Raw genomic sequence first — 26,123 nt, forward strand, 5'->3', positions numbered from 1 at the left:
ATGACCACGCTATCGCGCAGAGGATTCATCGGCTCATCCGGTCTCGTGCTGGCCGGAGCCACCGCCGTCTCGGGCCGCAGCGCCTTCGCCGCCGTGCCGGAAGCGCCGACCATGACGGAGGCTGCGACGCAGGCACCGCTCGTGCCGACGACCGGGCCGGACTATCAGCCGGTCGCGACGCTCAACGGCTGGTCGCTGCCCTGGCGGATGAACGGCGACTGGAAGGAGTTCCATCTCGTCGCCGAGCCGGTGGTGCGCGAGCTTGCGCCCGGCATGAAGGCCTATCTCTGGGGTTACAACGGCCAGTCGCCGGGGCCGACCATCGAGGCGGTCGAGGGCGACAAGGTCCGCATCTACGTCACCAACAAATTGCCGGAGAACACGGCGGTGCACTGGCATGGCCAGCGCCTGCCCAACGGCATGGACGGCGTCGGCGGGCTGACGCAGCCGCATATCCCACCCGGCAAGACCTTCGTCTACGAGTTCCTGCTGCGGCGCTCCGGTACCTTCATGTACCACCCGCATTCGGACGAGATGGTCCAGATGGCGATGGGCATGATGGGCTTCTTCGTCGTCCATCCCAGGGACCCGGCCTTCCGCCGCGTCGATCGCGATTTCGTCTTCCTGCTCAACGCCTTCGACATCGAGCCCGGCTCCTACGTGCCGCGCGTCGCGGAGATGACCGAGTTCAACATGTGGTGCTGGAATAGCCGCGTGTTTCCGGGGCTCGATCCCTTCGTCGTGGGCCAGAACGACAAGGTCCGCATCCGCTTCGGCAACCTGACCATGACGAACCACCCGGTCCATATGCATGGCTACGAGTTCAAGGTCTCCTGCACCGATGGCGGCTGGGTCGATCCGGCGGCGGCCTGGGACGAGGTCTCGATCGACGTCGCCGTCGGCCAGATGCGCGCGTTCGATTTCGTCGCCGACGAGCCGGGCGACTGGGCGATCCACTGCCACAAGTCGCATCACACCATGAATGCCATGGGGCATTCGGTGAAGAACTATATCGGCGTGAACAAGAAGGACCTGGCCAAGCGCATCACGAAGATCGCGCCCGGCTACATGCCGATGGGCTCGAACGGCATGGGCGAGATGGGCTCGATGGAGATGCCCCTGCCCGAAAACACCCTGCCGATGATGAGCGGCTATGCCCAGTTCGGCCCGGTCGAGATGGGCGGGATGTTCTCGGTGGTGAAGGTTCGCGAAGGGCTGGCGAAGAACGACTACAAGGACCCCGGCTGGTTCAAGCATCCCGAGGGAACCGTCGCCTACGAACTCAAGGGCGCGAAGCTTGGCGAAGCGACGCGCGCGGCGCCGCCCGAGAGCGGCGTCAAGGCGGCCGCGTGGCGCGCCAAGGACCCACGCAAGCCAAGCCTTGGGCCCAACGGCAAGCCGCGCCCGGCAGCCAAGAACCCGCATTCCAACCACTGACATGCAGTTCCACGATCAGGAGAGGCAGATGAGTACAGCAGCCTTCAAGCTTGCCGCAATCGCGGTCCTTCTTTCCGCCGGGGTAGCGCTCGCAGGCCCAGGCGGGGCCGGCCATGGCCATGGCGGCGAGACCGCCTATGGCAAGCCTGGCGATCCGAAGAAGCCGGCTCGCATCATCCAGGTCGTGATGAGCGAGCGCGACGGCAAGATGGCCTTCATTCCGGACCGGCTTGAGATCCGCCGCGGCGAGCAGATCCGCTTCCAGCTGCGCAACAACGGCGAACTCGACCATGAATTGGTGCTGGCGACGCTGGAGGAGAACCTCAAGCACGCCGTCGAGATGCAGAAGAACCCCGACATGGAGCACGACGACCCGAACGCCAAGCGGCTCGCGCCGAAGAAGACCGGCGAGATCGTCTGGGCCTTCACCAAGGCGGGTGAGTTCGATTTCTCCTGCCTGATCCCGGGGCACCGCGAGGCCGGCATGACCGGCAAGATCATCGTCAAGTGAACGATTTCAACGAAAGGAGCCTGCCATGCTGAAGACCGCCGCCACCCTCGCTTTCCTGATCGCCGCGCTGCCGGCCGCCGCGCAGTCGGTCAGCGGCACCGTCACCAAGGTCGATGAAGCCCAGGGCAAGCTCACGATCAATCACGGCCCGATCAAGAATCTCGACATGGACGCCATGACCATGGTGTTCAAAGCCGGCGAGCCCGAGATGCTGAAGGGGCTGAAGGCCGGAACCAAGGTCAGGTTCGACGCCGACCGCGTCAATGGCCAGATCACCGTCACCAAGCTCCAGAAGGCGAAGTGACGATACCCGAGGAAGGCGGGTGGCCTCGGCGCGCCCGCTTTCATCTCGATGTGGCGATTCTGGTCGTGGCCGCTGTGGCAAGCTCGGCCGCCCTGGCCTCCGATGCCGGCCTGCAAAAGGCGCTGCTCGACAGCGGTTGCGCCGCGCCGCGGATCGAGACGGTGCTGCAGCAAAGCGGTCTCATCGCTTACCGTGCCAATTGCCTGGGGACCTCGCACAAGATCGTCACCATCGTCTGCAGCAAGGGCCGGTGCAGCCCGGGGCTTTCGAACGGCGATCGCGGGCGTCCGTGACAATGCCGCTTGACCTTCCCACGATGGGAAGGAGCAGGCTTCGGTCATCGCCACATCGAAAGGATGATGCAGATGTGCTCCTGCCAACAGCATGCAAAGCCCGCAACGGAGACGGCCGCGCCGGTCGGCAAGGCCGTGACCTTCCAGGTCGAGGACATGACCTGCGGCCACTGTGCCGGCCGGATCAAGGGCGCCATCGAAGCCCGGGTGCCGGGAACCTCTGTGGCCGCTGATCCCGGCAGCAAACGGGTGAGCGTTCTGGGCTCGGCCGACCATGAAGCGATCAAGGCTGCCGTTACGGCGGCGGGCTATACGCCCGGCCTCTGACCGCCCGGTTGACGCCATGCGGGCCGGTCCTGTGTGATCGGCTCGCACCGCCCGGTTGCGGGCGGAGCAGACATGAGTGTGAGGATAAAGGGAAACCTCGTGACGCACGGATTTTCGTCAACGCGCCGCGCCTTGATGCTCGGCATGACCCAGATCGCCGCCGGCTTGATGCTGTGGCGCCCGGCGACCGCTGCCGAGGCCTTGCCGAAGATGACCGTCATGCGCGACCCGAATTGCGGTTGCTGTGGAGCCTGGGTCACGCATGTGAAGGCTGCGGGCTTCCCCGTCGAGGTGATCGAGATCGACGATGTCGCGCCGCTCAAGACGAAGCTCGGCGTGCCCGATGCGCTCGCCTCCTGCCACACCGCTGAGGTCGGCGGCTATGTCGTCGAGGGTCATGTGCCGGCCGAAGCTATCAAGCGCCTGCTGGCCGAGCGCCCCAAGGCGATCGGGCTCGCGGTTGCCGGCATGCCCGTCGGCTCGCCCGGCATGGAGATCCGTGGGCAGGCGCCGGATACTTATGAGGTGACGATCTTCTCTGCGGGGCGGCAGAACGTCTTCGCGCGTTACCGCGGGCTTGAACGGAGCTGAACCGCTGTAGGGTCCCGTATCATCGCCATCCTGTCGCCGCTCCGCCAGATTCCGACTTGTGCCGGCTGAACTGGTTCTATATTGGTCTAGGTCAAGGGCGCGGCTCGCGTCAGGCTTGGCAGATCAGGAGCATCCGGAACGGTGCAGGGCGAGGGATGCGCTTCATTATCGGTCGATCGCCGCGCGCCGGTTGCCCATGAGGCCGGCCCCGGCTGGCGTGTGCTCTCGCAGGCCAGTGAGCAGGGCAGCGCCGCGCATAACGAGGACATTGCCGGCGTAGCCGGGTCCTGCGCCTGGATCGTCGACGGTTCGGCGTTCTTCAATGGCGCGGCCCGGACTGCCGGGGAATCCGAGGGAGCCTGGTTCGTCCGCCGGATCGACGCGGCGCTGCGGGCCAACCCGCCTGATAATGCGTCCTTTCCCGTCTGGGCTGCGCAGCTCGAACAGCAGTTGGGACAGGATTATGCGGCTCTCGGGCAGGGGCATCCGGAGCGCGAGGCCGGCGAGGGGCCTTCAGCCGTATTCGGCCTGGTCCGGCTGCGGCGCGAGGGCGATCGCTGCCGCATCGAAGGCGCGGTGATCGGGGATGTCTCGATCCTGATCCGCGATGGCGACCGGCTCGAGCGCTGGACCGATCCCTCTTCCGGCCCCTTCGAGGCCCTGACCATCGCGGCAGCGACCGCGGACGGGCACTGCCCCGGTGAGGTCATCTCCGCCTCTGCTCTGGCGCAGGTCCTGCGCAACCGGCGTTCACTCAACCGGCCGGGCGGCTATTGGGCTGCCAATCCCGGGCTGAGCTGGACGGCGGGCCTGCGTCTGTTCTCGGCCGAGGTCTCGCCGGACGCGACCGTGCTGCTTGCGTCCGACGGCTTCATGCGCCTCGTCGATGTCATCGCGCATCACGACGAAGCCGGGCTGATGGACGCGGTTGAGCGCGCGGGCGCTGCCGGCGTCATCGCCGAACTGCGCGGGCTCGAAAGCGCCGATGTGCGTGCGGAGCGCTACAGGCGCGTCAAGATCCATGACGATGCCACCGCGCTGGTCGTGAGACCGAACCTGAACGACACCGATATCGAAAAGTCGTCATAAGACGATCAGGACAACGAGGGAGAATGACAATGCAGGCCGGGACACAGACCAAATCCATCGTCAGGCGGACGCTTGGAAAGCTGGCGCTCACGCTGTTCGCCGCCGCGACCGCCTTCTCTGCGCCGGTACAGGCACAGACGCAGGACCTCACCCTGTGGAGCTGGCGCCAGGAGGACAAGGCGGCCTATGCCAAGTTCATCGCCGCCTTCCGCAAGCAGCACCCCGACATCAACGTGAAGTTCGAAGCCTTCGAGGCGGCGAATTACAACACCGTGCTCTCGACCGCGCTTGCCGGCGGCACGGGGCCGGACATCGTCCAGGTGCGCGCCTATGGCACGCTCGGCGTCGGCAAGCCCGACTATCTCGTGCCGCTCGACAAGACGATGATCCCGGAATTCGCGAACTTCCCGGATTCCGCCATCGCGGCCGAGACGATGCGCGCCGACGGCAAGCTCTATGCCGTGCCGCTGGCCTCGCAGACGATGCTGATCATCTACAACAAGGAGCTGTTCGAGAAGGCCGGGGTGACGCCGCCGAACACCTGGGACGAGCTCGTCAGCGTCTCCAAGACGCTGAAGGAGAAGGGCATCAATCCCTTCGGCAACGGCACGGCGACGGCCTGGCAGAACGAGACCATCGTCGGTGCGCTGCTCTCCTCGCAGATCGGTGCGCAGTTCGAGCAGGACGTGCTCGCCGGCAAGGCCGACTTCACCGATGCCCGTTTCGTCGGCGCCCTGACCAAGCTCAACGAGATCAAGGACTATTTCGCGCCGAACTTCTCGGGCGTCGACTATGCGGCGTCGCAGCAGCTCTTCGCGGCCGGCCGTGCGGCGATGTTCGCCGGCGGCTCCTTCGAGATCGCCAATTTCCTGCGCCAGAACCCCAAGCTGAAGCTCGGCCTGTTCCCGTCGCCGGTTGCCAAGGCCGGCGATCCCAGACTGGTTGCGCTCTATTATGACGGCGGCTTCGCCATCAACGCGGCGTCGAAGAACAAGGACGCGGCGCTGAAGTTCCTGCGCTTCCTCGGCACGTCCGAGTTCGGCACGGCCTTCTCGAACGATCTGCAGAACATCTCGCCGATCAAGGGCGTGGCCTTCGAGAACCCGCTGCTCAAGGAGGTCGCGGCGCTGAACCAGAGCGCGATGTCCTACATCATGCTGGTCAATTTCCGCTATCAGGAGCCGACCGGCTCGGTGCTGCTGCAGTCGGGCGTGCAGAAGATGCTCGCCGGCAAGGCGACGCCGGCCGAAATCGGCGCCGAGATCACCAAGGGCATCGCGACCTACTACGCGCCCTTCAAGAAGTAAGCGCGACAGCGGCGGCGTTCGCCCGACGCTCACGGCCGGTCTGCGGCCGTGAGCGCTGGCTTCGTGCAGCCGCCACTCGCCTCCCCGGCGCATCCCGAGGGCCAGAGCCGATGCAGACGGATTACCGAAATCGCGAGAAGCGCAGGCGCGCGGCCTGGATCGCCTTCCTGATCCTGCCGCCGCTCGCGATCATGCTGACCTTCGTGGTCTGGCCGCTGCTCTCGGCCCTGAGCGCCGCCTTCTATCGCTGGGATGGCATGGCGCAGGGCGAATTCATTGGCTTGAAGAACTTCGCCGACGTGCTGTTCGGCGATCATTTCGCGGCGCTGACCTGGCGCGCCTTCCGCCACAACCTCTTTGTCTTCTTCGCGCTGTTCGTGGTGCAGAACAGCGTCGGCTTCCTGCTCGCCTGGTTCATCTATCGCGAGCCCTTCGGCTTCCGCTTCCACCGCATCGCGATCTTCATGCCGGTGATCCTGTCGACCGTGCTGGTCGGCTTCCTGTGGAAGCTGTTCCTCGATCCGAATTTCGGGCTGGTGAACCAGCTGCTCGAGATGATCGGGCTCGGCAACCTGCGCCAGCCCTGGCTCGGGCAAGAGACGACGGCGCTGCCGGCGCTGGTGCTGGCCAATGCCTGGCACTGGATCGGCTTTCCGGCGCTGGTCTATCTCGCTGGCATGCAGCGCATTCCGCGCGAGATCCTGGAGGCCGCCAAGCTCGACGGCTGCAATGGCTGGCAGATGCTGACCCGCGTGGTCTGGCCGCTGGTCACGCCCTCGACCACGATCACGCTGACGCTGCTCTTCATCGGCGCCTTCAACTGGTTCGAACTGCCCTACATCATGGCGGGGCTCGACGGCTCGCCCTATGGCTCGACCGACGTTCTCGGCCTGTATTTCTACCGCACCGCCTTCGGCAACCAGACCGCTGGCCTGCAGGATTTCGGGCATGGCAATGCGCTGGCCGTGCTGATGTTCATGTTCATCGCCGTGGTCGCGACGATCATCACCCAGTACCTGCGCCGGCGGGAGGTCGCGCTGTGATGTTCCGTGCCGCCAGCAACGACCCGCTCTTCCCGCGCAGCAGCACTGGGAGCCTGATCGCCGCCGCGCTGCTCATCGGCAATTCCGTGCTGATGCTCTATCCGATCGTCATCATGGTCTTCTCGGCCTTCAAGACGACGCCGGAGATCTTCGACGCGCCCTTCACCGTCCCCGATTTCGCCTATATCGACAATTTCATGCGGATCTGGGGCGAGACCAGCCTTCCCAGCTATTTCGTCAACTCGGTCATCATCACCGGGACGTCGATCCTGCTGACGCTGCTCTTCGGCACGATGGGGGCCTATGGTCTGGCGCGCTACAGCTTCCCCGGCAATTCGGCGATCTTCATGTTCTTCCTCGCCGGGCTGATGCTGCCGCTGAAGCTTGCGGTGATCCCGCTCTTCCTGCAGATGCGCGATTTCGGATTGCTCGACACCCGGCTCGGCCTGATCCTGATTTACACGGCGATGGGCCTGCCCTCGACGATCTTCATCATGACCGGCTTCCTGCGCACCTTGCCGGTCGAGCTGGAGGAGGCCGCGCGCATCGACGGCGCCTCCGAGCCGCGCATCATGCTCTCGATCATGCTGCCCCTGTCGATCCCGCCGATGGTGATCGCCGCGATCCAGAACGCGGTGCCGACCTGGAACGACTTCTTCTTCCCGCTGGTCTTCATCCAGACCGACGCCCGCAAGACCCTGCCGCAGGGCCTCTCGGTCTTCATGGGCGAATACACCACCGACTGGGGCATGCTCTTCGCCGGGCTCACCATCGCCGCGCTGCCGCTGACGATCGTCTACATCCTGATGTCGCGCCAGTTCATCCGTGGCATGACCGCCGGAACGGTGAAGTGACGACTGAGCCGCTGATCCCCCGCCGCAGCCTTGCGGTCTCCTGCCAGGCGCGGGCTGACAACCCGCTCCATGGGCCAGCCTTCATGGCGGCGATGGCGCAGGCGGCCGAACAGGGCGGCGCGCTCGCCTTGCGCGCCAACGGCCCGGCCGATATCGCCGCGATCCGCGCCGTCAGCCGCCTGCCGATCATCGGCATCCTCAAGCGTTGGGATGATCGGTTCCCGGTCTACATCACGCCGGATTTCGTCAGTGCCTCGGCGATCGCAGAGGCGGGGGCTGATATCGTCGCCCTCGACGCCACTGCGAGGGCGCGTGACGGCGAGCCGCTGGACCGGCTGATCGCTCGCATCCGCGACGAGCTGGGCAAGCCGGTCTTCGCCGATTGCGCGACACTGGAGGATGGCGTGCGAGCGGCTGCGTTGGGTGCGAGCTACATCGCGACGACGCTCTCTGGCTACACGCCCGAGACGGAAGCCCGGAAGGCGCTCGGCCCCGACATCGCCCTGATCGAGGCGCTGGCCAAGACGGTTTCCGTGCCGATCGTCGCCGAAGGACGCTTCGAGCAGCCGGAGCAACTGGAGACCGCCTTCAAGGCCGGTGCGCATGCCGTCGTCGTCGGCACGGCGATCACCAATCCCCGCGAGATCACCCGCCGCTTTGCCCGCCATGCCGGCGCCTGACGCAGGGCTCGGCCTCGGGATAGAGACGGGCGGAACTGGCTCGCGCTGGTGTCTGGCCGATGCCTCGGGCACGATCGTTGCGCGTGGTGAGATGGAGCCGATGACCGGCCATGTCTTCACGCAGGCGGAGCACGACAGGGTCTCCGGCATCTTCGCGCGACTGGCTGCCGGACTTCCTGGCATGGGTAGGCCTGCGGCCATCGTCGCGGGTGTCACCGGCCTCGGACCGGAAAGCGCCGTCAGGGCGGTCTTTTCCGGTATCCTGACGACGGCTTTCGGCTGCCCCGAGGACAAGATCCTCGTGGTCGACGACATGTGGCTGGGCTACCGCGCCCGCTTCCAGCCCGGCGAGGGTATCATCGTCTATTCCGGCACGGGCTCGATCGGCTACCACCTCAGCGCTGAGGGCGGGATCATCCGCGCCGGCGGGCGCGGCGTGCTGATCGACGATGGTGGCTCCGCCGCCTGGATTGCGGCCGAGGCCCTGCGCCGTTTGCTGCGCCGCGAGGACGAAGCTCCCGGTTCCGGTTGGGGCAGCGCGCTCGGTCAAGCGCTCGCGCAGGCGCTGGGCGGAGCCTCCTGGGATGCCGTGCGGACTTATGTCTATGGCGGCGATCGCGGCAGCCTTGGCCTGCTGGCGCGAGCTGTCGCTGCGGCAGCGGAGGCGGGAGATGCGGCGGCCGAAGCGATATTTTCGCAAGCCGGCGAGGAGCTGGCACGGCTCGCTAACGCGCTGCGAGCGCGCGTTGGTACCAAGCCAGTAGCCCTCTGCGGCCGCGCCGCAACATTGTCGCCCCTGATCGCGACACGCTTCCAAACCCTCGTCGCGTCGCCGGTCGCATGGGGCGAAACGCAAGTCGATGTGCTCGGCTGTGCAGCCAGTCTGGCTTGCGAGCTTGCTCACGCTAATGAGAAGCAGTTCTAGGAATAGCATGGCGACCGTCTATTTCGTCACCCATCCGGAAGTCGTGGTCGATCCGCAGGTCCCGGTGCCGGACTGGGGGCTGTCCACCATCGGCTGGACGCGCATCGAGGCCTTCTGTCAGCGACCGGAACTGGCTGGTGTGACCGATGTCTTCACCAGTGACGAGCGCAAGGCGATGGACTGCGCCGAGGCCCTGCAGCGCGCTTGCGGCCTGCCGTTCACCACACGCGAAGACCTGCGCGAAAACGATCGCTCCGCCACCGGCTATGTCGCGCCGCCGCGCTTCTGGGAGATCGTCGACCAGTTCTTTGGAGAGCCGGATACCAGCATCCTCGGCTGGGAAACCGCGCGGGCCGCGCAAGCGCGGATCAAGGCCGGTGTCGCTGCCTGCATTGCAGCGCGTCGTGGTGTGGGCGATCTCGTGATTTTCGCCCATGGCGGCGTCGGCACATTGTTGCTCAGCGATCTCCGCGGCGAGCCGATCTCGCGCCGGCACGGCCAGCCCATCGCTGGCGGCGGTTGCTACTTCGCCTTCGATATGACGAGCCGGGCGCTGTATCACGGCTGGCGCGACATCGTCCCCGAAAGCGCCGGCGCTGTGTCCTAGGTCTTCGGCCGGACCAGCGAGAGTGCACCGGCGATCGCGTCGCTCTTCACATGCGACAGCCGGCGCCGGACATCCGGCGCGAGCCAGGCTTCCATCGCCGAGGACAGGCCGCCGATCAGCGCGACTCGCGGCACATTACGCTCGAACAGCGTGCGCACCATCGCGTCGATCATCGCGGCGGCGTTCTGCATGATCATGCGGGCATGGGAATCGCCGAGATCGGCATGACGCAGCACCAGCGGCGCCAGCGTCGCGTAGTCGGTGGCATGGGCCTTGTCCATCCAGGCGATCACCTCGAAGGGATCGGCCTCGAAGCGCGCCAGCACATCCCCAGTGAAGCGCGTCGCGGGCTCGCGCCCGTCATGGGCGCGCAGCGAGACGCGGATGGCCGCGAGGCCGAGATCGGCGCCGCTGCCCTCGTCACCGATCGGAAAGCCGTAGCCGCCGATGCGAAGTTCCTCGCCGTTCACCCGGGCCAGTCCGATCGAGCCGGTGCCGATGATGACGATGCCGCCATCTTCGCCGGCATGCGCGCCGAGGCAGGCGGCCAGGCCGTCGCTCTCGAAGACGGTTTCCGCGAAGGGCGTCTTCCAGGCTGCGAGCGCCTCCTGCATGCCCTTGCGCCCGATGCCGGCGAGGCAGATGCCGGCATGGACCCGTGCGAAATCAGCCTCGGTGAGGCCGGCCTCAGCGATCGCGCCACGCGCGGCCTGCATCACGGCGGCGAGCGAGGTGTCGAGCCCGAGTCGGAGCGAGGCCGGCCCGGCAATGCCTGAGCCTAGAACTTCGCCTGAAGTCGTTTCGAGGCGGCAGCGGCAGCCGGTGCCGCCGCCATCGACGCCGAGATAGAGATCGGCTGGCGCGCTCATGCCGGGACCCGCTCGATATCGGCGCCGCAGCGCTTGAGCTTGCGGTCGAGCGCCTCATAGCCGCGGTCGAGATGGTAGATGCGGCTGACCACGGTCTCGCCCTCGGCGACGAGGCCCGCCAGCACGAGGCTGACCGAGGCGCGCAGATCGGTCGCCATCACCGGCGCCGCCTTCAGGCTGGCGACGCCGCGCACGGTCGCGCTGGTGCCCTTCAGCGCGATGTCGGCGCCGAGCCGGACCAATTCCGGCACATGCATGAAGCGGTTCTCGAACACCGTCTCGCGGATCAGCGAGGTGCCGTCCGCTACGCTCATCAGCGCCATGAACTGCGCCTGCAGATCGGTCGAGAAGCCGGGATAGGCCTGGGTCATGATGTCGATGCCGGTGAGCCGGCCGGGCCGCGTCACCATCAGGCCACGATCGCTTGGCCAGAGCCTGACGCCCGCTGCCTCCAAGGCCTCGCCGACCGCCGCGAGATGCTCGAGCCGTGCGCCGACCAGTTCGAGCTCGCCGCCGGTGATCGCCGCGGCGACCGCATAGGTGCCGGCCTCGATCCGGTCGGCGACGATCTCATGGGTCGCGGGCGACAGGCTTTGGGCGCCCTGAACCAGCAGGCGGTGGCTGCCGATGCCCTCGATCTTCACGCCCATGGCGGTGAGGCAGCGCGCGAGGTCGAGAACCTCCGGTTCCTTGGCGGCGTTGACGATCTCGGTCGCGCCCCTGGCGAGGCTTGCCGCCAGCAGCGCGGTCTCGGTCGCGCCGACCGAGGAGAAGGGGAAGACGATGCGTGCACCGGTCAGGCCTCGCGGCGCTCTGGCCCCGATGTAGCCGCCGGCCACGTCGATCTCGGCGCCGAGCGCTTCGAGCGCCTTGATATGCAGGTCGACCGGTCGCGCTCCGATGGCGCAACCCCCCGGCAGCGAAACGCGCGCCTCGCCGAAGCGTGCCACCAGCGGCCCCAGCACCAGGATGGTCGCGCGCATCTTGCGGACGGTGTCGTAGCTCGTCTCGCGCGGCCCCGCTTGCGCCGCATCGAGCGTCAGCGCATCGGCGGCTCGCCCCGAAAAGGCGACGCCGTAGCCTTCGAGCAGGGTCTGCATCGTTTTGACGTCGACCACGTCGGGCAGGTTGCGCAGCGTCAATGGCTTGTCCGACAGCAGCGAGGCGGCGAAGGCCGGCAGGGCCGCGTTCTTGGCACCGCGGATCTCGACCGTGCCGGACAGCCTCTGGCCACCGCGGATCAGGAGTTTGTCCATCAGCCCTGTCTCCGTGCCGGGATCACCGGCTTCTCATAGCGCAGGAAACTATGCCGCGCGCCGGCGAACTCGCGCTCGTAGTCGCGGGTGATCTGCCAGCCGGCGCGCTCGTAGAAGCGCCGCGCGCCTTCGTTGTTGGCGAAGACTTCGAGCGACCGGGCGCCATGGGCTTCGGCATGGGCGAGCAGTGTGGCGCCATGGCCGTGCCCCGTCTCCGCAGCAAAGAGCATCGCGATATGCCCGTCCTTGACCAGCAGCACGCCGCGTATCCCGTCCGCATCGAGGACGGTCAGGTCCGCCAACTCCCGGGCGAAGCGCGCCTCGAAATGCGCCTGGTCGAAACCGAGTGCGGCATCGCCCATGATTGGCTGGAAATGCGTGGCATAGGCCTGTGCCATCAGCGCGGCGGCCGGCACGATATCGGCCGCGACCGCCCTGCGGATGATCACGACTGGCCTCTCAACCGTGGATCGAGCTCGTCGCGCAGGGCGTCGCCGAGCAGGTTGAAGCCGAGCGAGAGCAGGAGGATGCCGAGCCCGGCGAAGATCGCGTTCCAGGGCGAGAGCAGCACGAAATTGCGGCCCTCCGCCAGCATCAGGCCGAGCGAGGGCGTCGGCGGCTGGGTGCCGAGCCCGAGGAAGGAGAGCGAAGCCTCGACCAGGATCGCGGCCGAGAGCAGGAGCGAGCTCTGCACCAGGATGACCGAGGCGAGATTGGGCAGGATATGGCGCAGCATGATTCGGAGATCGGTCGCGCCGATCGAGCGGATGCCGGCGACGAAATCGCTCTCGACCAGCACCATGGCCGGCCCCCGGATCAGGCGCGCGAAGATCGGCACATAGACCACGGCGATGGCGATCGCGGCGCTTTCGGTGCGCGGGCCGAGCATGGCGATGATGCCGATCGCCAGCAGCATCACCGGGAAGGCGAAGAGGATATCCATCGCCCGCATGATGATGCGATCCCACCAGCCGCGATAGAAGGCGGCGAGCAGGCCGAGGCTGCCGCCGATCATGAGCGCGAGCCCGACAGCGATGCCGCAGGCGATCAGCGCCGTGCGATAGCCGTAGAGGATGCGGGAGAGGATATCGCGGCCGAGATGGTCGGTGCCGAGCCAATGCACGAGGCTCGGCCCTCGCATCCGTGCGACGATGTCCTGCGCCAGCGGGTCATAGGGCGCGACCAGGGGCGCAGCGAGCGCGAGCACGATCTGGAGGGCGACGAAGATGCCGGCGACGACGGCGATGCGGCGGCTCTGGCTCATCACGCGGTCCTGAGCCTTGGGTCGATCAGCGCATAGGCGAAATCGACGAGGGCGTTGACCAGCACGAAGCCGACGGTGACGACGAGGATCGTGGCCTGGACGAGCGGATAGTTACGCTCGGCGATGGCGCCGAGGATCAGCCGGCCGAGGCCGGGGATCGAGAAGACCTGCTCGACCACGATCGCGCCGCCGAGCAGATAGCCGGTCATGATGCCGACGCTGGTCACGAAGGGGATCAGCGCGTTGCGTAGCGCGTGTCGGTAGAGCACCGCCCGTTCGCCTAGCCCCTTGGCGCGGGCGGTGCGGATATAGTCCTGGCCGAGCGCATCGAGCATCGCGGTGCGCACCAGCCGCGAGAGGTTCGCCAGGATCGGCAACGCCAACGCGATCGCCGGCAGCAGCAGGCGCTGGAGATTGCCGAGCGGGTCTTCGCTGAACGAGACATAGCCGAGCGAGGCGAAGCTCGGCGCCAGCGTCGCGACCGTCATCAGCATGACGATGCCGAGCCAGAAGGAGGGGATGGTGAGCCCGGCGATAGCGCCGACGCGCAGCACCAGATCGGCTCGTCCGCCGCGCCAATGCGCCATCAGGCAGCCGACCGGGATCGCAAGGCCTGCGCCGAGCACCAGCGCGAACAGGGTGAGCTGGAGGGTCGGCCAGATCTGCGCTGCGATCTCCTGCATCACCGGGCGCCCGGTCCAGATCGAGGTGCCGAAATCGCCGCGCAGGGCATGGCTGAGCCAGACCCAGTATTGCTCCAGCAAGGGCCGGTCGAGCCCGAGTTCGCCGCGCATCGCGGCGATGCGCTCGGGCGTCACCTCGGTATTGGCGCCGAGCATGATCGCCACCGCATCGCCTGGGATCAGCCGGATCATCAGAAAGACGATCACGGAAATCCCGAACAGCACGATCAGGAGGTCGAGGCCGCGCTGCAGCAGGTGACGGAGCATGCCTCGATCTTATCCCAATCAGCGCAGGCTGGCGCGGCCGAGCGAGACCAGCGAGCGGTTGGCGTAGATGTCGTAGCCCTGCAGGTTGCTGCGCACCGCGCTGAACAACGTGGGATAGGCGATATGCGCCGCAGGTCCGGTGCAGCCCAGGATCTTCTGCGCGTCGCGATAGGCGGCCTGGCGCGCCGGCTTGCCCAGCGTCGCGCGGCCCTTGTCGAGTAGGGCGTCGAGCTCGGGGTTGCTGTACTTGAAGACGTTGGTCGAGCCGCCGGTGCGGAAGGCGCGATAGAAATAATCGTCCGGCTCGATGCTGCCGGCATTGGTCGAGGCGAAGAGGTCGAAATTCGAGTTGCGCCAGTCCTGCACGAACTGGCCGAGCTCGGGGTTCTTGAGCTCCACCTTGAAACCGGCCTTGCCGAGCTGCTGCTGCACCACCTGCGCGATATCGCGGATGTCCTGCCGCGGCAGCACCGTCATGCTGACCGCAACCGGCGTCGCGACACCGGCTTCCTTGAGCAGCGCCTGCGCCTTGGCCGGGTCGTAGGCGTAGCATGGCAGGTCCTTCACATCGACCGCCCAGTCCTTGAGGACGGCCGGGAGCGGCGCGGCCGGCGTGCCGCTGCCGAACAGCGCGGCGTCGATGATCTCCTTGCGGTTCAGCGCATAATTCAGGGCTTCGCGCACCTTCGCATTGTCGAAGGGCGGCTTCGACGTGTTCATGCCGATCAGCGTGTAGGCGAGCTCGGTCGTCTCGCGCATCGCGATATTCGGCTTGCCCTTCAGCTGAAGCGCGGTCGCGGCATCGATATGCGGCAGCAGCGCGAACTGGCCGTTGCCGATGCCGACCTGGCGCGTCGCGGCCTCCGGCACGAAGTTGAACTTCACCCCAGTAAGCTTGACCTCGGCGGCGTTCCAGTAGCCTGCATGCTTGGCAAGGCGGATGAAGCCGTTGGGCTGCCATTCCTCGAACTTGAACGGGCCGGTGCCCATGGGCGCGCGCTGCAGCGCGTCCTTGTTGCCCTCAAGCCCGCGCGGCACGATGGCGATGCCGGTGAGCGAGGCGAGCAGCGGCGCGGAGGGCTCCTTGAGCTTCAGCTCCAGCGTCGTCGCATCGACGGCGGTCGCGCTTTCCATCGCGGAGAGGCGACTGGCGAGCGGCGAGCCGACATCCTTCGACAACACGCGGCGCAGCGACGAGGCGACGTCCTCCGCCTCCATCGGCTTGCTGTCATGGAAGGTGACGCCGGGACGCAGCTTGAAGGTCACCGTCTTGCCGTCGGCCGAGGCGGTCCAGGACTGGGCGAGGCCCGGGATGATGTTAAGGTCCTTGTCGAGCGCGGTCAGGCCCTCGTAGATCGGGCCAAGCACCAGTTGCGACGAGGCGAAGGCCGTGACGATATGCGGGTCGAGCCCGGCGGGCGAGGCCTCGACGGCGACTTCGAGCACCTGCGCCGAAGCGGTGCCGGCGAGCAGGGCGAAGGCTGCCGCCGCGACGCTGCAGCGCAAGGCGCGGCGCAGCCCGAAGCCCGGCTTCACGACATGTTGCATGATCACCCCTCCAGATGATGAGGCGGCGCCTTGGCCGGCGCTCGCGCAGGTTCTTATCGCATATGGACCACTTATGGACCAATCTGGACAAGGCTTAGCCGATCGCCTAGAGCCGGTGCAAGCCTCGCGGCAGCTTCGCGCGAGGTTGCAGGGGAGCGAAGCGGCGATGCGTGACCTCGACAAGTCGGTGCTGACGGCGATCGGCGTGATCAGCGGAACCTCGATGGATGGCATCGATGTCTCGATCGTCGAGAGCGACGGCCGCGAGCAGCTCAGCTTCGGAGCAGGCGCTTCCTATCCCTATCCGCCTGAAACCCGCCGTGAGCTGCAGGCGCTGATCGCCGAGGCCGAGCGCGCGGTGACGGAACCTCTGCAGGAGCTGGAGGCCGCCGTGACAGCGGCTCATCTCGATGCGATCAGGCAATTCATGACGGAGCAGGGGATCAAGCCAGAGAGCGTCGATCTCGTCGGCCTGCATGGGCAGACCGTCTATCACCGCCCCGAAATCCGCTTCACGCGCCAGCTGATGGACGGGCCGGCGGTGGGGCGCGCGCTCGGCATCCCGACGGTCGACCGCTTCCGCCATGCCGATGTCGAGGCTGGTGGAGAAGGGGCGCCCTTCGCGCCGCTCTATCACCGGGCGCTGGCCCAGGGGCTGGAGCAGCCGGTGATGTTGCTCAACCTAGGCGGGGTCGGCAACGTCACCTATATCGACGGCGAGGAGGTAATCGCCTTCGATACCGGCCCGGCGAGCGCCATTCTCGATGATTTCGTCCTGCGCCGCCTCGGCAAGACCTATGACGCCGACGGCGTGCTGGCGGCGAGCGGGACGGTGCGCGAAGACCTCGTCGCGGAATTCATGGTCAATCCCTATTTCGACCGGCCGGCGCCCAAATCGCTGGACCGCAACGATTTCCACCGCCGTGCCCAGGTGGTCGAGACGCTCTCCGATGCCGACGGCGCTGCGACGCTCGCAGCCTTCACGGTCGAGAGCGTCGTCGATGCGCTCCGGCATGTGCCGAAGGCGCCGCGGCGCTGGCTCGTCACCGGCGGCGGGCGCCTGAACGGTCATTTCATGCGCCGCCTGCAGGCGCGTCTCGGCGTGCCCGTCGAGCCCGTCGAGGCGGCCGGCTGGGCCGGCGACGTCATCGAGGCACAGACCTTCGGCTATCTCGCGATCCGCTCGGTGAAGGGCTTGGCCCTCAGCCTGCCCAGCACGACCGGCGTGCCGCAGCCGCTGACCGGCGGGCGGCTCAATCTTCCGGCCTAGCGCCGCAGCAGCCAGCAGGCGCCGATGATCAGCGCGGCGCCAAGCAGGGCCTGCGGCGTCGGCATTTCCGCGAAGAAGACGAGGCCGATCAGGATCGCCCAGATCAGTCCGGTATATTCGACCGCGACCAGGCGGCTCGCCTCGCCGCGCGCGAAAGCCAGCGCCAACGCGACATGGCCGGCAAGGCCGAGCGCGCCGATCAGGATGAGGGCCGGCCAGTCGGCGGTCGCGATCGGCGTCCAGAACAAGGCCGCCGGCAGTGCGAGGATGGCGGCCGGGATCGCCGACTGGAACAGCGCGATCGTCAGGGGCGGGTCGCCGCGCTTGGCCCGCTGGCGCAGCAGCACGATGGAGAGCGCATAGGCCACGGCGCAGCCGAGGACCGCCGCGATCCCGAGCATCCGCTCCGGCGCGATCGTCGCGAGGCTGAAGCCGCCGGCCGTCACCAGGACGCCGATGAAGCCGAGCGCGAGTGCGACATAGACCAGTGGCCTCGGCCGCTCGCCGAGCAGCGGGATTGCGATCAGCGCGACCAGTAGTGGCGCGATGAAGGAGATGATGAAGACCTCCGCCAGCGGCAGTACGGCAAGCCCGTAGAAGAAGCCGAGCGTCGATAGCGCGACCAGTACCCCGCGCAGCAGATTGCCGGTGACGACGCCACGATCCGGCAGCGGGGCGCGCAGGGCGAGGAAGAGCAGGGCGCCCATCGCGGCTGTCACGGCGAAGCGCAGGAATGTGAGATGCAAGGCGCTGTAGCGCGGCGAAAGCGCCTTCACGACGCCGTCCATCGCCGTCAGCAGGGCGATTCCGGCGAGGCCGAGCAGGAAGGGCGAGACATTGGCGGTCAGGCGTGCGGCACGGGCGGGAAGGGAAATCGGCGGTTCTGGTTGCGACATGGCTTCCCTGTCCGCTTCCGGCTTGCTACTGGGCTAAAGTGGACTTAATTTGGTCTGGTCACAAGAGGCTGTTCATGGCGACCGAAGATGTCAGCGCGCGCTTTCAGGAACTCGACGCCTGGGGCGATCTCGATATCCTGAAGGCGCTCTACGAGGGGCAGCTCGCGGCGGTCGCGGCGATCGCGACCTCCCTGCCTGCGATCGCCGAGGCCGTCACGGCTGCCGTGCCGCGGCTCGAGGCCGGTGGGCGCCTGATCTATGCCGGTGCCGGCACCTCCGGGCGCATCGGCGTGCAGGACGGCGCGGAACTGACCCCGACCTTCGACTGGCCCGAGGAACGGCTCGGCTTCGCCATCGCGGGCGGGGACGAGGCGATCCTGCATGCGGTCGAGAACGCCGAGGATTCGGTCGATGACGGCACCGAGGCGATGCGCCGGGCCAAAGTCGGCGCGAACGACGTCGTCATCGGCCTCGCCGCCAGCGGCCGCACACCCTATACGCTCGCGGCGATCGGCGAGGCCAAGGCGCGTGGCGCGCTGACGCTCGGCGTCGCCAATAATCGCGGCTCGGCCCTGCTGCGCACAGCCGATCTCGGCATCCTCATCGAGACCGGCGAGGAGGTCGTCGCCGGCTCGACGCGGATGAAGGCGGGCACCGCGCAGAAGATCGTGCTCAACCTGTTCTCGACCCTGCTGATGATCCGGCTGGGCCGCGTCTATCGCGGATTGATGGTCCATATGCGGGCCACCAACGCCAAGCTCCGGCACCGTGCCGCCGAGATGGTCGACATGATCACCGGTTGCGGCATCGAGGCGGCAGCCCGGCATCTCGACCGTGCCCGCGGCGACGTGAAACGGGCGGCCTTGCTGGCCAGCGGTGCCGATGCTGCGCTGGCCGAAACCCTGCTCACCCGCCATCGCGGCAATCTGCGCCTCGCCCTCGTTGATCTCGGCTCCGGGCTGGCGGCCGAGGCGCCGGCCAGACCCAGGGCGGTGCCGTGAGCGAGGCGATGCCCGCCAAGCAGCAGGCGATCCTGCAGGCGCTGGCGGGCGACGACCCGACGCCGCGTTATCTCAGGCTCGCCGGTGCGCTGGCGCGCCTGATCGAGAGTGATGTCTTCCAGCCGGGCGATGCGGTTCCGTCCGAGCGCGACCTCGCCCAGCTCACCGGCTATGCCCGCGTCACCGTGCGCAACGCCATCGACGAACTCATTCGCAGCGGTACGCTTTCGCGCCGGCATGGCTCGGGCACCTTCGTCGCCTCGCGCATCGAGCAGCCGCTCTCGGTGCTGGCGAGCTTCTCGACCGATATCGAGAACCGTGGCGGGCGGCCGGGCTCGATCTGGCTGTCGAAGGAGCTGACGCGGCCGAAGCCGCAGGAATCGATGGCGCTGGGCTTAGGCCCTGCCGACGGCGTCGTGCGCCTGACCCGCGTCAGGACGGCTGATGGCGAGCCGCTTGCGATTGAATGTGCGGTCGTGCCGGCGACGATCCTGCCGTCGCCGGACCTGATCGGAACCTCGCTCTATGCCGCCCTGGCGGAGCGCGGCGCCGCGCCGGCCCATGGCGTGCAGCGTATCCATGCCGGTCTCGCCACGGCGGAAGAAGCGAAACATCTCGGCGTGCCCGCCGGCAGCGCCCTGTTGCGGATCGAGCGGCGTGCCTTCCTCGGCAATGGCAAGCCGGTCGAGTTCACGGTCTCCGCCTATCGCGGCGACCGCTACGACTTCGTTGCCACGTTGAAGGGCGAAGCGATGGGGCCGCAATCGTGACGTTCCCGGGGCGACAAGCCTGGCGCGTGCGGCGCCTGTTCGACGGGACAACGATTCAAACGGACCGGATCGTCATCGCCGAGGACGGCATCGTCAGCGCGATCCTTGCCGGTGATGCCGCGGCCGGTTGCGCGGTGGAAGACCTGCCCGAGGACGCCGTCCTGGCGCCGGGCTTCATCGACATCCAGGTCAATGGCGGCGGCGGCGTGATGCTGAACGACAGCCTGTCGGCCGAGGGCATCGCCACGATCTGCGCCGCGCATGCCCGCTTCGGCACCCGCTTCCTGCTGCCGACACTGATCAGCGCCAGCCGCGCCGACATCGCCCGCGCGATCGCAGCGGCCCGCGAGGCGATCGCGCAGCGCGTGCCCGGTGCACTCGGCATCCATATCGAGGGGCCCTTCATCAATCCCCAGCGCAACGGCGCCCACCCGCTCGCCAATATGCTGCGGCCGGAGCCGTCCGATATCGACCTGCTCGCATCGCTTGGGCCCAGCGGCGTGACGCTGGTGACGCTCGCGCCCGAATGCGTGCCGAGCGGCTTCATCCGGGCCCTGGTCGATAGTGGCGTCAAGGTCTGCGCCGGCCACAGCAATGCCACCGCGGCGGAGATGGCGCGGGCCCGGGCCGAGGGGCTCTCCGGCGTGACGCATCTGTTCAACGCCATGTCGCAGCTCGGCTCGCGCGAGCCGGGCGTGGTCGGCTCTGCGATGTCGGATGACGGGCTTTCCGCCGGCATCATCGCCGATGGCCATCACGTGGCCTGGCCCTCGTTCCAGGCGGCGTTCCGTGCGATCGGGCCGGAGCGGATGATGCTGGTCACCGACGCGATGGCGACGATCGGTTCGCCGCGCGACGCTTTCGAGCTGTTCGGCGAGACGATCCGCGTCAGTGGCGGACGCCTGGTCAATGTCGAGGGCCGGCTCGCGGGAGCCCATCTCGACATGAACACGGCGATCCTGAATGCGCATCGCCTTGGCGGCGCGACCCTCGCCGAGGCTCTGGCGATGGCGAGCACGGTGCCGGCCGCCTATCTCGGCCTCTCCGGCAGCCATGGCCGAATCGCGCCGGGCCGGAAGGCGGCCTTCTCCGTCTTGCGGACGGCGAACTAGAGCATTTTCGAGCGAAGTGGACACCGGTTCGCGTGAAGAAAATGCGATAAAACAAAGGCCTAGAGCAATTCCGTCGTTCGGAGAATGGCGGAATTGCTCTAGGCGGAGGCTACGAAATCCCGGCGCATCGGTGTGAAGACGTCGACGAGCACGCCGGCCTCGATATTGACGGCGCCGTGGACCGCATCGGGCGGCACGGTGAAGCTGTCGCCCGCGACGAGGCGCTCGGTGTGGCCGGCGATGGTGATGTCGAAGACGCCGCTCTCGACCAGCGAGCACTGGATATGCGGGTGGCTGTGTGCCGGGCCGATCGCGCCGGCCTCGAAGCGCACGCGCACCATCATGACCTCGTCGCGATAGGTCAGGATCTTGCGCGTCACGCCGTCCCCGGCCGGCTCCCAGGCGAGGTCGGCATCATGGGCGAAGGGCTCGTTCTTGCGGTCCATGTCGGTTCTTTCTCAGCGCGCGAGCCAGCCGCCATCGACCGGCAGCACGACGCCATGGATATAGGCGGCGGCATCCGAGGCGAGGAACACGGCGGCTCCGCCGAGTTCCTGCGGCTTGCCCCAATGGCCAGCGGGAATGCGGGCGAGGATCGCGGCGTTGCGCTCGGGATCGGCGCGCAAGGCCTCGGTATTGTTCGTCACGAAATAGCCCGGCGCGATGGCGTTGACGTTGATGCCTTTGCCCGCCCATTCGCAGGCGAGCAGCCGTGTCAGCCCGGCGAGCCCGCTCTTCGAGGCAGTGTAGGAAGGGATGCGGATGCCGCCCTGGAAGGACAGCAGCGAGGCGATGTTGATCACCTTGCCGCCCTTGCCGTCGGCGAGCATGCGCTTCGCCACGCCTTGAGTCAGGAAGAAGGTCGATTTCAGGTTCACGTCCATCACCGCGTCCCAGTCGGCCTCGGTGAAGTCGAGGGCGTCGGCACGGCGGATGATGCCGGCATTGTTGACGAGGATGTCGAGCCGCGAGCCGTCGGCCTTCGCGGCGGCGTCGGCCTCTTCCACGATCCGCCCGATCGGCTCAAGCGTCGCGAGATCGGCGGTGATCTCATGGAAGGGTTTGCCCATCGCCGCGACCAGTGCCTTCGTCTCGGCCATGCTGGAGCGGCCAACCGCGACGATCCCGGCGCCGGCCTGAGCGAGCGCGACCGCGATCGCCTGACCGAGGCCCGTATTGGCCCCGGTGACGATCGCGGTCCGGCCGCTCAAATCGAAGGCTGTAGGGCTTGCACTCATGATGGACACCGTTCTGATCGGGCCAAAACGGCCGAGAGCAAGGAGGAGCCCGCCGCCCGATGCCTGTTGGCATCGGGCAAGGGACCGACGCAGCTATCGGCCGTTTTCGCCCGACCCCTTTGGGGCGCGGGCCTTTTGATCGGCTGGTGTGTCGCGCGGCCTTGCAAGCCGGGCGGCTTGCTGCGGCCACGCTCCTGCCCGCCGATCAAAAAGCCCTGCGTCAGAACGATGCCCATCATGAGTGCAAGCGCTTAAGCATCAGCGCAGGTCCCCGGTCGCGACCATGTCCATGTCGGTGTAGTCGACATTGTCGCCGCCCATGCCCCAGATGAAGGAATAGGCCTTCGTCCCGACGCCGGAATGGATCGACCAGCCGGGCGAGAGGATCGCCTGCTCATTGGCGACGACGAGATGGCGGGTCTCCTGCGGCTCGCCCATCAGGTGGAAGACGCGCGCATCGGCAGGGACGTCGAAATAGAGATAGATCTCGCAGCGCCGGTCATGGACATGCGAGGGCATGGTGTTCCAGATGCTGCCTTCCTCCAGCGTGGTCACGCCCATCACGAGCTGGCAGGTCTCGCAAACGCCGGGGATGATGTACTGGCGGATGACGCGCTTGTTGGCGGTCGCCTGCTCGCCGAGCGCCAGCGTCTTGGCATCTGACTCGCGGATCACCTTGGTCGGATGCACGGCATGGGCCGGCGTCGAGAGCAGGTAGAACTTGGCGGGATTGCCCGCATCATCGCTGGCGAAGGAGACCTCGCCCGCTTCCTTGCCGACATAGAGCGCATCGCGCTTGGCGAGCGTGTAATCCTTGCCGCCGACCGAGACCTTGCCGGGGCCGCCGACATTGACGATGCCAAGCTCGCGACGCTTCAGGAAGGCGTCGGTGCCGACGGCCTTCGGCGTCGGCAGCACGATCGCACTTGCCGTCGGCATGGCGCCGCCGACGATGACGCGGTCGAGATGGCTGTAGGTCAGCTTGACCTCGCCCGCGGCGAACAGCGTCTCGATCAGGAAGTGGCGCCGCAGCTCCGCCGTGTCGAAGCCCTTGACGGCCTCGGGGTGCGAAACCTGACGAATCTCGATGGTCATGATTGGTCCTTCAGTGGAACAGGCGCGGCAGCCAGAGTGACAGGCCGGGCACATAGGTGACGAGCAGGAGCACGGCGACGCTGGCGCCGTAGAACGGCCAGATCGTGCGCATGGACTCGCCGATGGAGATGCGGCCGATGGCGCAGGCGACGAACTGTACCGAGCCGACCGGCGGGGTGTTGAGGCCGATGCCGGCGTTGAGGATCAGGATCACGCCGAAATGCACGGGATCGACGCCGAAGGCCTTCACCACCGGCAGGAAGATCGGCGTGCAGATGATGATCATCGGCGCCATGTCCATGAAGGTGCCGAGCACCAGCAGGATCAGGTTGATCATCAGCAGGATGACGATCGGATTGTCGGAGACCGCCTTCATCGCGGCGATCGTCGCCTGCGGCACCTGCAGGAAGGCCATCAGCCAACCGAAGGCGCCGGCCGTGCCGATCACCAAGAGCACCATCGCCGTGGTGCGTACCGCGCCCAAGGTCGCCTCGACGAAGGCGGTCCAGGTGAGCTGGCGGTAGACGAAGATCGTGACGAGGATGGCATAGACGACGGCGACGCAGGAGGATTCCGTCGCGGTGAAGACGCCGGAGCGGACGCCGCCGAAGATGATGCCGATCAAGAGGATGCCGGGCAGCGCCAGCACGACATAGCGCCCCACGGTCGCGAAGCCGGGGAAGGGCTCGCGGGGATAGCCGCGCTTCACCGCCACCGCCCAGGCGGCGACCATCAGCGCAGCGCAGAGCATGAGGCCCGGCACGATGCCGGCGGTGAACAGGTCCGCGATCGAGAGATTGCCGCCCGCCGAGAGCGAATAGATGATCATGTTGTGCGAGGGCGGGATCAGGAGTGCGATGATCGCCGCGTTTGCGGTGACGTTGACGGCGTAGTCGGCGTCATAGCCACGCTTCTTCATCTGCGGGATCATCAGGCCGCCGACGGCGGAGGCATCGGCCACGGCCGAGCCCGAGATGCCGCCGAAGAGCGTGCAGGTCACGACATTGACCTGGCCGAGGCCGCCGCGCAGATGGCCGACGAGGCTCGCCGCCATCTGGATCAGTCGCTCGGCGATGCCGCCGCGGATCATCAGGTCGCCGGCATAGATGAAGAACGGGATCGCCATCATGGCGAAGGCGTTCATGCCGGAATTCATCTGCTGAAAGACGACGACCGGCGGCAGGCCCATATAGGCGACGGTCGCGACCGAGGCGATGCCGAGGCAGAAGGCGACGGGCACGCCGATCAGCAGCAGGACGGAGAAGACGCCGAAGAGAATCCAGAGTTCCATCGTTCAGGCCTCCTGGCTTTCGCCGAAATGGACGAAGCCGAGCGGCGCCTGCTGCTCGCCGGTGATGAAGAGGAGGAGCTTTTCCAGCGCGAACAGCGCGATCAGGGCGCCGCCGGCCGCGATCGGGACATAGTCCCAGCCGCGGGATATGCCGATGATCGGCATGCGGTCGTCCCAGGTGCCGGCGGCGAGCTGCCAGCCATAGCCTAGCATCGCCAGTCCGAAGGCGCAGACCAGGGCCTCGCCGATGACGATCAGCGCGGCCCGCACCGGCGGCGGCGACATCACCAGCCCGACCTCGAAGCCGAGATGGTCGCTCTCGCGCACGCCGACGGCGGCGCCGAGCAGGATGAACCAGGACATCAGGAAGAGCGATCCGGCCTCGACCCAGATCGGCGTGTCATTCAGCACATAGCGGCCGAATACGCCCCAGGCGACCATCACGGTCATCAGGACGAGGCCGGCCCCGGCGGCGATCAGCGCGAACAAGCTGAGCTTGGCGTCGATACGTGTGAGGAAGGCGGTGAAAGCGCGCATGAAATCTGCCCGGGGCTGGCAAGGGGCCGGAAGCGGGGCGGCCGTGATGGGCCGCCCTGCCTGGACGAGGCTCAGTTCACCGCCTGGATAGCGGCGACCATGTCCTTCAGCTTCGGGTCGGTGACGAACTTGTCGTAGACAGGCTTCATCGCTTCGATGAAGGGCTTCTTGTCGACCTGGTTGATCTGGGCGCCGCCCGCCTTGACCTTGGCTTCAGACGCCTTTTCGCGCGCATCCCAGAGCTCGCGCATCTTGGCGACCGATTCCTTCGCGGCGGCCTTGATGATCGCCTGATCGGCGGCGTTGAACTTCTCGAAGCTCTTCTTCGACATCACCAGCGCTTCCGGCGAGAGGGAGTGCTCGGTCACCGAGTAGAACTTGGAGACCTCGAAATGGCGGGTCGATTCATAGGACGGCCAGTTGTTCTCGGCACCGTCGATGACGCCGGTCTGCAGAGCGGAATAGACCTCACCGAAGGGCATCGGCGTGGCGTTGGCGCCGAGCGCCGAGACCAGCGCCACGAACATGTCGGACTGCTGCACGCGGATCTTCATGCCCTTCATGTCGGCGGGGCTGTTGATGGGACGCTTGGAATTATAGAATGAGCGCGAGCCGGAATCGTAGAGCGCGAGGCCGATCAGGTCGTGCTTCTCGAACTCCTTGAGCAGGTTGTCGCCGATCTGCCCGTCCATCGCCTTCCGCATGTGATCGACCGAGCGGAAGATGAAGGGCAGGGAGGGGATGTTGGTCGCCGGGATCAGGTTGTTGAACGGCGCCATGTTGATGCGGTTGATGTCGATGACGCCGAAGCGGGTCTGGTCGATCGTGTCCTTCTCCTGGCCGAGCTGGGCCGAGTGGAAGACGTTGATCTTGACGCGGCCTTGCGTGCGCTCCTCAAGCAGCTTGCCGAGATAGCGGACGGCTTCGACGGTCGGGTAGTCGGTCGGGTGGATGTCGGCTGAGCGCAGCGTCACGCTCTGGGCCAGGGCTGAAGTCGCGGCAGCGGCCGAGAAGGCGAACGCTGCGGTATAAGCGAGGAATGTGCGGCGTGCGGTCAT

At 67.0% G+C, this 26,123-nt stretch carries 30 protein-coding genes; 17 read left to right on the forward strand and 13 right to left on the reverse strand.

Annotation, left to right across the window (positions count from 1 at the left end; genetic code table 11):
* From AC07NY_RS02945 to AC07NY_RS03005, 13 genes are all read left to right on the forward strand, one after another.
* Nucleotides 1-1,437, forward strand: coding sequence for a multicopper oxidase family protein (locus AC07NY_RS02945; protein WP_494581682.1), 1,437 nt, complete (start codon nucleotides 1-3; stop codon nucleotides 1,435-1,437).
* A gap of 28 nt (nucleotides 1,438-1,465) precedes the next feature.
* Nucleotides 1,466-1,948 (forward strand): cupredoxin domain-containing protein, encoded by a 483-nt coding sequence (locus tag AC07NY_RS02950; RefSeq protein WP_494581684.1) that lies wholly within the window; start codon nucleotides 1,466-1,468, stop codon nucleotides 1,946-1,948.
* A gap of 25 nt (nucleotides 1,949-1,973) precedes the next feature.
* Nucleotides 1,974-2,252 carry a copper-binding protein gene (locus AC07NY_RS02955; RefSeq protein ID WP_492285474.1) on the forward strand — a complete coding sequence of 93 codons (279 nt, stop codon included), beginning with the start codon at nucleotides 1,974-1,976 and terminating at the stop codon, nucleotides 2,250-2,252.
* Nucleotides 2,249-2,545: a hypothetical protein gene (locus tag AC07NY_RS02960; protein ID WP_494581686.1), complete on the forward strand. Its 297-nt coding sequence runs from the start codon at nucleotides 2,249-2,251 to the stop codon at nucleotides 2,543-2,545. The genes AC07NY_RS02955 and AC07NY_RS02960 overlap by 4 nt, the downstream gene beginning before the upstream one ends.
* Nucleotides 2,546-2,617: 72 nt before the next feature.
* Nucleotides 2,618-2,872, forward strand: a complete 255-nt coding sequence (locus tag AC07NY_RS02965) for a heavy-metal-associated domain-containing protein (protein WP_494581688.1) — start codon at nucleotides 2,618-2,620, stop codon at nucleotides 2,870-2,872.
* 144 nt (nucleotides 2,873-3,016) lie between these two features.
* Nucleotides 3,017-3,463 (forward strand): DUF411 domain-containing protein, encoded by a 447-nt coding sequence (locus tag AC07NY_RS02970; RefSeq protein ID WP_494581690.1) that lies wholly within the window; start codon nucleotides 3,017-3,019, stop codon nucleotides 3,461-3,463.
* Between the two features lie 141 nt (nucleotides 3,464-3,604).
* Nucleotides 3,605-4,552 (forward strand): hypothetical protein, encoded by a 948-nt coding sequence (locus AC07NY_RS02975; protein WP_494581691.1) that lies wholly within the window; start codon nucleotides 3,605-3,607, stop codon nucleotides 4,550-4,552.
* A 29-nt stretch (nucleotides 4,553-4,581) separates the two neighbouring features.
* Complete coding sequence (locus AC07NY_RS02980; protein WP_494581693.1) at nucleotides 4,582-5,859, forward strand: extracellular solute-binding protein; 1,278 nt, start codon at nucleotides 4,582-4,584, stop codon at nucleotides 5,857-5,859.
* Nucleotides 5,860-5,969: 110 nt separating this feature from the next.
* Nucleotides 5,970-6,902 carry a carbohydrate ABC transporter permease gene (locus tag AC07NY_RS02985; protein ID WP_494581695.1) on the forward strand — a complete coding sequence of 311 codons (933 nt, stop codon included), beginning with the start codon at nucleotides 5,970-5,972 and terminating at the stop codon, nucleotides 6,900-6,902.
* On the forward strand, nucleotides 6,902-7,756 hold the full coding sequence (locus AC07NY_RS02990) for a carbohydrate ABC transporter permease (protein WP_494581697.1): 855 nt from the start codon (nucleotides 6,902-6,904) through the stop codon (nucleotides 7,754-7,756). Before AC07NY_RS02985 ends, AC07NY_RS02990 begins: the two co-directional genes overlap by 1 nt.
* A complete protein-coding gene (locus AC07NY_RS02995) occupies nucleotides 7,753-8,436 on the forward strand; it encodes an N-acetylmannosamine-6-phosphate 2-epimerase (RefSeq protein ID WP_492285467.1) in 684 nt (227 codons plus the stop codon). The genes AC07NY_RS02990 and AC07NY_RS02995 overlap by 4 nt, the downstream gene beginning before the upstream one ends.
* The gene (locus tag AC07NY_RS03000) at nucleotides 8,423-9,361 is read left to right on the forward strand and encodes a BadF/BadG/BcrA/BcrD ATPase family protein (RefSeq protein WP_494581699.1); all 939 of its coding nucleotides are present in this window, start codon (nucleotides 8,423-8,425) and stop codon (nucleotides 9,359-9,361) included. Before AC07NY_RS02995 ends, AC07NY_RS03000 begins: the two co-directional genes overlap by 14 nt.
* 7 nt (nucleotides 9,362-9,368) lie before the next feature.
* Nucleotides 9,369-9,968 carry a histidine phosphatase family protein gene (locus tag AC07NY_RS03005; protein ID WP_494581701.1) on the forward strand — a complete coding sequence of 200 codons (600 nt, stop codon included), beginning with the start codon at nucleotides 9,369-9,371 and terminating at the stop codon, nucleotides 9,966-9,968.
* On the opposite strand, the gene AC07NY_RS03010 is transcribed toward AC07NY_RS03005, so the two are convergent.
* From AC07NY_RS03010 to AC07NY_RS03035, 6 genes are read right to left on the reverse strand one after another with little or no spacing between them, the layout of a single operon-like run.
* Nucleotides 9,965-10,837, reverse strand: coding sequence for a glucosamine kinase nucleotide-binding domain-containing protein (locus tag AC07NY_RS03010; RefSeq protein WP_494581703.1), 873 nt, complete (start codon nucleotides 10,835-10,837; stop codon nucleotides 9,965-9,967). The genes AC07NY_RS03005 and AC07NY_RS03010 overlap by 4 nt on opposite strands.
* Nucleotides 10,834-12,093: a UDP-N-acetylglucosamine 1-carboxyvinyltransferase gene (gene murA / locus AC07NY_RS03015; protein ID WP_494581705.1), complete on the reverse strand. Its 1,260-nt coding sequence runs from the start codon at nucleotides 12,091-12,093 to the stop codon at nucleotides 10,834-10,836. The genes AC07NY_RS03010 and murA overlap by 4 nt, the downstream gene beginning before the upstream one ends.
* The gene (locus tag AC07NY_RS03020; RefSeq protein WP_494581707.1) at nucleotides 12,093-12,542 is read right to left on the reverse strand and encodes a GNAT family N-acetyltransferase; all 450 of its coding nucleotides are present in this window, start codon (nucleotides 12,540-12,542) and stop codon (nucleotides 12,093-12,095) included. Before AC07NY_RS03020 ends, murA begins: the two co-directional genes overlap by 1 nt.
* Nucleotides 12,539-13,357, reverse strand: a complete 819-nt coding sequence (locus AC07NY_RS03025; RefSeq protein ID WP_494581709.1) for an ABC transporter permease — start codon at nucleotides 13,355-13,357, stop codon at nucleotides 12,539-12,541. Before AC07NY_RS03025 ends, AC07NY_RS03020 begins: the two co-directional genes overlap by 4 nt.
* On the reverse strand, nucleotides 13,357-14,307 hold the full coding sequence (locus AC07NY_RS03030; protein ID WP_494581711.1) for an ABC transporter permease: 951 nt from the start codon (nucleotides 14,305-14,307) through the stop codon (nucleotides 13,357-13,359). Before AC07NY_RS03030 ends, AC07NY_RS03025 begins: the two co-directional genes overlap by 1 nt.
* A gap of 18 nt (nucleotides 14,308-14,325) precedes the next feature.
* The gene (locus tag AC07NY_RS03035; RefSeq protein WP_494581713.1) at nucleotides 14,326-15,855 is read right to left on the reverse strand and encodes an ABC transporter substrate-binding protein; all 1,530 of its coding nucleotides are present in this window, start codon (nucleotides 15,853-15,855) and stop codon (nucleotides 14,326-14,328) included.
* A gap of 166 nt (nucleotides 15,856-16,021) precedes the next feature.
* Between AC07NY_RS03035 and AC07NY_RS03040 the strand changes: the two genes are divergently transcribed.
* Nucleotides 16,022-17,125 carry an anhydro-N-acetylmuramic acid kinase gene (locus AC07NY_RS03040; RefSeq protein ID WP_494581715.1) on the forward strand — a complete coding sequence of 368 codons (1,104 nt, stop codon included), beginning with the start codon at nucleotides 16,022-16,024 and terminating at the stop codon, nucleotides 17,123-17,125.
* Here AC07NY_RS03040 and AC07NY_RS03045 read toward each other — a convergent pair.
* Entirely contained in the window at nucleotides 17,122-18,021 is a 900-nt protein-coding gene (locus AC07NY_RS03045; RefSeq protein WP_494581717.1) for a DMT family transporter, read from the reverse strand. The two genes, AC07NY_RS03040 and AC07NY_RS03045, sit on opposite strands and share 4 nt — an antisense overlap.
* Before the next feature lie 74 nt (nucleotides 18,022-18,095).
* Between AC07NY_RS03045 and AC07NY_RS03050 the strand changes: the two genes are divergently transcribed.
* The 3 genes from AC07NY_RS03050 to nagA are packed head-to-tail and all read left to right on the forward strand — an operon-like array spanning nucleotide 18,096 to nucleotide 20,904.
* The gene (locus AC07NY_RS03050) at nucleotides 18,096-19,022 is read left to right on the forward strand and encodes an N-acetylmuramic acid 6-phosphate etherase (protein ID WP_492285456.1); all 927 of its coding nucleotides are present in this window, start codon (nucleotides 18,096-18,098) and stop codon (nucleotides 19,020-19,022) included.
* On the forward strand, nucleotides 19,019-19,792 hold the full coding sequence (locus tag AC07NY_RS03055) for a GntR family transcriptional regulator (RefSeq protein WP_336810659.1): 774 nt from the start codon (nucleotides 19,019-19,021) through the stop codon (nucleotides 19,790-19,792). Before AC07NY_RS03050 ends, AC07NY_RS03055 begins: the two co-directional genes overlap by 4 nt.
* Nucleotides 19,793-19,818: 26 nt before the next feature.
* Complete coding sequence (gene nagA, locus AC07NY_RS03060) at nucleotides 19,819-20,904, forward strand: N-acetylglucosamine-6-phosphate deacetylase (protein ID WP_494581719.1); 1,086 nt, start codon at nucleotides 19,819-19,821, stop codon at nucleotides 20,902-20,904.
* 98 nt (nucleotides 20,905-21,002) lie between these two features.
* Here the strand turns inward: nagA and AC07NY_RS03065 are convergent, their stop codons facing one another.
* The 6 genes from AC07NY_RS03065 to AC07NY_RS03090 all read right to left on the reverse strand — a co-directional run bounded on the left by AC07NY_RS03065 (nucleotide 21,003) and on the right by AC07NY_RS03090 (nucleotide 26,123).
* On the reverse strand, nucleotides 21,003-21,350 hold the full coding sequence (locus tag AC07NY_RS03065) for a cupin domain-containing protein (protein WP_494581721.1): 348 nt from the start codon (nucleotides 21,348-21,350) through the stop codon (nucleotides 21,003-21,005).
* Nucleotides 21,351-21,362: 12 nt separating this feature from the next.
* The gene (gene kduD / locus AC07NY_RS03070; protein ID WP_494581723.1) at nucleotides 21,363-22,142 is read right to left on the reverse strand and encodes a 2-dehydro-3-deoxy-D-gluconate 5-dehydrogenase KduD; all 780 of its coding nucleotides are present in this window, start codon (nucleotides 22,140-22,142) and stop codon (nucleotides 21,363-21,365) included.
* 258 nt (nucleotides 22,143-22,400) lie between these two features.
* Nucleotides 22,401-23,237 carry a 5-dehydro-4-deoxy-D-glucuronate isomerase gene (gene kduI, locus AC07NY_RS03075; RefSeq protein WP_494581725.1) on the reverse strand — a complete coding sequence of 279 codons (837 nt, stop codon included), beginning with the start codon at nucleotides 23,235-23,237 and terminating at the stop codon, nucleotides 22,401-22,403.
* 10 nt (nucleotides 23,238-23,247) lie between these two features.
* A complete protein-coding gene (locus tag AC07NY_RS03080; RefSeq protein ID WP_492285451.1) occupies nucleotides 23,248-24,528 on the reverse strand; it encodes a TRAP transporter large permease in 1,281 nt (426 codons plus the stop codon).
* 3 nt (nucleotides 24,529-24,531) lie between these two features.
* Complete coding sequence (locus tag AC07NY_RS03085; protein ID WP_494581727.1) at nucleotides 24,532-25,065, reverse strand: TRAP transporter small permease; 534 nt, start codon at nucleotides 25,063-25,065, stop codon at nucleotides 24,532-24,534.
* 71 nt (nucleotides 25,066-25,136) lie between these two features.
* The gene (locus AC07NY_RS03090; protein ID WP_492285449.1) at nucleotides 25,137-26,123 is read right to left on the reverse strand and encodes a TRAP transporter substrate-binding protein; all 987 of its coding nucleotides are present in this window, start codon (nucleotides 26,121-26,123) and stop codon (nucleotides 25,137-25,139) included.

The organism is Allobosea sp. GW821-FHT09G06 (genome assembly GCF_059416005.1).

Coding starts and splice junctions, on each gene's coding strand:
- AC07NY_RS02990 (WP_494581697.1), top strand. CDS start 6,902: ATGTTCCGTGCCGCCAGCAACGACCCGCTCTTCCCGCGCAGCAGCACT.
- AC07NY_RS02965 (WP_494581688.1), top strand. CDS start 2,618: ATGTGCTCCTGCCAACAGCATGCAAAGCCCGCAACGGAGACGGCCGCG.
- AC07NY_RS02950 (WP_494581684.1), top strand. CDS start 1,466: ATGAGTACAGCAGCCTTCAAGCTTGCCGCAATCGCGGTCCTTCTTTCC.
- AC07NY_RS03025 (WP_494581709.1), bottom strand. CDS start 13,357: ATGAGCCAGAGCCGCCGCATCGCCGTCGTCGCCGGCATCTTCGTCGCC.
- AC07NY_RS02970 (WP_494581690.1), top strand. CDS start 3,017: ATGACCCAGATCGCCGCCGGCTTGATGCTGTGGCGCCCGGCGACCGCT.
- kduD (WP_494581723.1), bottom strand. CDS start 22,142: ATGAGTGCAAGCCCTACAGCCTTCGATTTGAGCGGCCGGACCGCGATC.
- AC07NY_RS03030 (WP_494581711.1), bottom strand. CDS start 14,307: ATGCTCCGTCACCTGCTGCAGCGCGGCCTCGACCTCCTGATCGTGCTG.
- AC07NY_RS02945 (WP_494581682.1), top strand. CDS start 1: ATGACCACGCTATCGCGCAGAGGATTCATCGGCTCATCCGGTCTCGTG.
- AC07NY_RS02955 (WP_492285474.1), top strand. CDS start 1,974: ATGCTGAAGACCGCCGCCACCCTCGCTTTCCTGATCGCCGCGCTGCCG.
- AC07NY_RS02980 (WP_494581693.1), top strand. CDS start 4,582: ATGCAGGCCGGGACACAGACCAAATCCATCGTCAGGCGGACGCTTGGA.
- AC07NY_RS03085 (WP_494581727.1), bottom strand. CDS start 25,065: ATGCGCGCTTTCACCGCCTTCCTCACACGTATCGACGCCAAGCTCAGC.
- kduI (WP_494581725.1), bottom strand. CDS start 23,237: ATGACCATCGAGATTCGTCAGGTTTCGCACCCCGAGGCCGTCAAGGGC.
- AC07NY_RS03000 (WP_494581699.1), top strand. CDS start 8,423: ATGCCGGCGCCTGACGCAGGGCTCGGCCTCGGGATAGAGACGGGCGGA.
- murA (WP_494581705.1), bottom strand. CDS start 12,093: ATGGACAAACTCCTGATCCGCGGTGGCCAGAGGCTGTCCGGCACGGTC.
- AC07NY_RS03080 (WP_492285451.1), bottom strand. CDS start 24,528: ATGGAACTCTGGATTCTCTTCGGCGTCTTCTCCGTCCTGCTGCTGATC.
- AC07NY_RS02985 (WP_494581695.1), top strand. CDS start 5,970: ATGCAGACGGATTACCGAAATCGCGAGAAGCGCAGGCGCGCGGCCTGG.
- AC07NY_RS03010 (WP_494581703.1), bottom strand. CDS start 10,837: ATGAGCGCGCCAGCCGATCTCTATCTCGGCGTCGATGGCGGCGGCACC.
- AC07NY_RS03065 (WP_494581721.1), bottom strand. CDS start 21,350: ATGGACCGCAAGAACGAGCCCTTCGCCCATGATGCCGACCTCGCCTGG.
- AC07NY_RS03035 (WP_494581713.1), bottom strand. CDS start 15,855: ATGCAACATGTCGTGAAGCCGGGCTTCGGGCTGCGCCGCGCCTTGCGC.
- AC07NY_RS03040 (WP_494581715.1), top strand. CDS start 16,022: ATGCGTGACCTCGACAAGTCGGTGCTGACGGCGATCGGCGTGATCAGC.
- AC07NY_RS03045 (WP_494581717.1), bottom strand. CDS start 18,021: ATGTCGCAACCAGAACCGCCGATTTCCCTTCCCGCCCGTGCCGCACGC.
- AC07NY_RS03090 (WP_492285449.1), bottom strand. CDS start 26,123: ATGACCGCACGCCGCACATTCCTCGCTTATACCGCAGCGTTCGCCTTC.
- AC07NY_RS03005 (WP_494581701.1), top strand. CDS start 9,369: ATGGCGACCGTCTATTTCGTCACCCATCCGGAAGTCGTGGTCGATCCG.
- AC07NY_RS03050 (WP_492285456.1), top strand. CDS start 18,096: ATGGCGACCGAAGATGTCAGCGCGCGCTTTCAGGAACTCGACGCCTGG.